Consider the following 2,890-nt stretch of genomic DNA (forward strand, 5'->3'; position numbering starts at 1 on the left):
GGATTAGATTAAACTTATGGTGTAATATAATATCTTAAATAATTGCACTATGTACTCTCACTACTATGAATTATTATAGGGAAATATTTATATTTAAGTAATGTTTAACAGTATTATGGTAAGTACGGTAGTTAAAAGGGATGGAACAGAAGAACCTTTCGTAATAGAGAAGATTGTCGTCAGCATACTTAAAACTGGTGCCCCCTTGGATAAGGCTAGGGAGATAGCTAGGCGGATTGAGTGTAATTTCATTAATGTTGATAAGGTGTCTGCCAGGGATTTAACAAAGGCCATATTAACGGAGTTAAGGAAGGCTAATGAAGAGTGGTATAGGAATTGGATTATTTTCGATAGGGCAGTTAAGAGAAGGGCGACTGAAAAGGAGGTTGAGGCCTAGGCAATTTAGGTATTTAACTTAGTTTAAAATTAACTTATTAACTCTATCTCAACCTTAACATCCTCAGGTATTCTAAGCCTCATTAATTGCCTAAGAGCCCTCTCATCAGCATCCATGTCCACAATCCTCTTATGTATCCTCATTTCCCAGTGATCATAAGTGTGGTAACCTTGGCCACTTGGAGCCCTCCTCACAGTCACTGTAAGCCGCCTAGTGGGTAATGGTATTGGTCCCCTAACCCTAATCCCAAGCTTCTTAGCTATACCAGTAATATCCTTAGCTAACCCATCCACTGAATCAGTGTTAGTTCCCCAAATCCTAATCCTCACAATCCTAGGCACAAGCCACTGATAGGGAAACCCCTTTAAAACATTTCCGAGCACTAAGGCATGAGACCGCACCATGGAGTAATACACCTAATTAATTCAAGGAATAACTTAATTAAACTTAAGTAAACCTAAACCAGTGGAGTGGGTTAATGACTTCTTCATAAGGAATGCTGATCTTTACGTAAAGGTATTAAGCAGTGAAGCAATGTTAAAGGAAGGTGAGGAAACAGCAGTTAAGCTTACTGAATACTTAAGTAGGAGGGGGTTAAGTAGATGTAGGATACTGGATGTTGGAAGTGGGATAGGGAGGATAGCAATACCTTTAGCTAAATTAGGCTTCAAAGTCATCGGCATAGACATATCACGAGACTTCATTAATGAAGCCACTAGGAGGGCTGCTAGGGAGGGGGTTACTAATAATGTTATTTTCCTACTGGGGGATGCCAGGGAATTAAGTAAGATCACTAGGCAGTATGCTCCCTTTAACGTTACCTTATTCATGTTCACCACAGTAATAGGTTACTATGATTATGAAACAGACCTCTCAATACTTAAACAAGTGCATGAGGTTTCGGAGCCAGGCTCACTACTAATAATTGATACTGTTGATAAGGAGTACTACATTAATAATTCGGGTAAAAGCATCATTAATGAGATTGGAGATCACTTAATTATTCAGAGGTTTAAGCTGGGTCAATCATTAAGGAGCGTCACCGTGAATTGGAGCTACTACATTAGGGATAAGGATGAGTATACCCTTAGGCTCATTGCTAATACGCAGCTATCACTAAGAATATACTCAATTGATGAATTAAGGGAATTAGCCTTAAGAGCAGGCTGGAACCTAATTGATGCGTACTCAGACATTGGGGAAACACCTTATAAGCCTGGAGGCAGGCTCCTTGCCGTATTCACCTATGTTTAAACTCAATAATGATTATTTGAGGCAGACAATGAGGGAAAATATTCATAAACCCCTACGCAGGCAAACTTAATAGGGCCCGTAGCTCAGCATGGATTAGAGCGGCGGCCTCCTAAGCCGTAGGTCGTGGGTTCAAATCCCACCGGGCCCGCCAGAAACCAATACTCCTCATTATTAATATGCATGAAATTAATGGCATGCATCTTCACGTATAATTAATGCAGTAATTAGGCTTAGAATTGGAGTAGTGGGTAATTCATAGGCCCCCTTTAATAGTGGATGTTAGGGAAGTAACTGAGTTAGTTAATGAAGGCCATGGCTGATTTAGGCGGCATTAGGAGGGTAACCTTATTACCACTGGTGGTTACTAGTTTAGCTTCACCAGCCACCTGCTTTACATTACCTCCCTTAGGAATATTGATTACTGATTCAACCTGCTTATCACTATGGTTTATTGCAAATACTAAATCCTCAACACCATCAGTGTACTGCAGTACCTCAACTGATGGTTCACTTGACTTATAATTCATGTTAATGCCGGCATTATTAATCACCGCCTCGTATAAGTCTCTAAGGCTCCATTGAGCCTCCTCCTGTAGGCCTAGGATTAATTCAATTGGTAGAGTTAATAAGTAGGCGTAACCCCTACCCCTCCTAGCCCTTAGGAGTACTGGCACTTCAGTGTTATTAATGTAGGCAAGTGGTTCAGCGTCAATAGGCTTAACGGAGTGTATGATTACTTCACCAGGAATATTCACCGGCACCTCCTCAATGCCCCTCAATGGCCCCTTAACCATAACCCTATCCCTAAGCTTAATCCCCTCACTACCAGCCCTTAAGGCTGGGGTAACGCCGAATAATTCACTCCATAATTGAGTTGGGGCCTCATGGTATGCCCTCAGGCCACTGAAGCCCCTTACCAGTGATGTGATGAGTAATCCACCATTCTCAACATATGATAGAAGTAATCTCCATGTTGATGTTAAGGCATTTATAATTGATGGCATTATTATCACCTGCTCATTAAAGGCCCTTGAAATCTCCCCCTCATAAACAGCCACTGGGGAGAATCCGAGGGAGGAGGTTAGGGAGAGCGCCATGAGCGCAGGCTTAATAGAGTTCCAGAAGCCTAACGCATTACGATACCATATGAATTCGTAATCCGCAAACACGTAATAAGGCACCACTACTGCTGCCTTACTTACCCTCCTAAACCTTGAATGTAGGTTAAGGGCCTCAATC

General features: G+C 41.7%; 3 protein-coding genes, 1 tRNA gene and 1 pseudogene. 3 read left to right on the forward strand and 2 right to left on the reverse strand.

Features of this window, described 5'->3' with window-relative positions; all coding sequences use genetic code 11:
- Nucleotides 1-115 precede the first annotated feature (115 nt).
- Nucleotides 116-397, forward strand: a complete 282-nt coding sequence (locus tag BP896_RS06275) for an ATP cone domain-containing protein (RefSeq protein WP_291766810.1) — start codon at nucleotides 116-118, stop codon at nucleotides 395-397.
- 29 nt (nucleotides 398-426) lie between these two features.
- Here BP896_RS06275 and rpsJ read toward each other — a convergent pair whose 3' ends face one another.
- Nucleotides 427-738: a 30S ribosomal protein S10 gene (rpsJ, locus tag BP896_RS06280; protein WP_291766812.1), complete on the reverse strand. Its 312-nt coding sequence runs from the start codon at nucleotides 736-738 to the stop codon at nucleotides 427-429.
- A gap of 124 nt (nucleotides 739-862) precedes the next feature.
- On the opposite strand from rpsJ, the gene BP896_RS06285 reads away from it, so the two are divergent.
- Both BP896_RS06285 and BP896_RS06290 read left to right on the forward strand, forming a co-directional pair.
- Nucleotides 863-1,651: a class I SAM-dependent methyltransferase gene (locus tag BP896_RS06285; RefSeq protein WP_291766814.1), complete on the forward strand. Its 789-nt coding sequence runs from the start codon at nucleotides 863-865 to the stop codon at nucleotides 1,649-1,651.
- Nucleotides 1,652-1,723: 72 nt separating this feature from the next.
- Nucleotides 1,724-1,802 (forward strand) — tRNA-Arg (locus BP896_RS06290).
- Nucleotides 1,803-1,947: 145 nt separating this feature from the next.
- Here BP896_RS06290 and BP896_RS06295 read toward each other — a convergent pair.
- Nucleotides 1,948-2,890: pseudogene (locus tag BP896_RS06295) on the reverse strand (hypothetical protein); the annotation flags it as partial.

Source organism: Caldivirga sp. UBA161, assembly GCF_002506515.1.
Lineage (GTDB): Archaea > Thermoproteota > Thermoprotei > Thermoproteales > Thermocladiaceae > Caldivirga.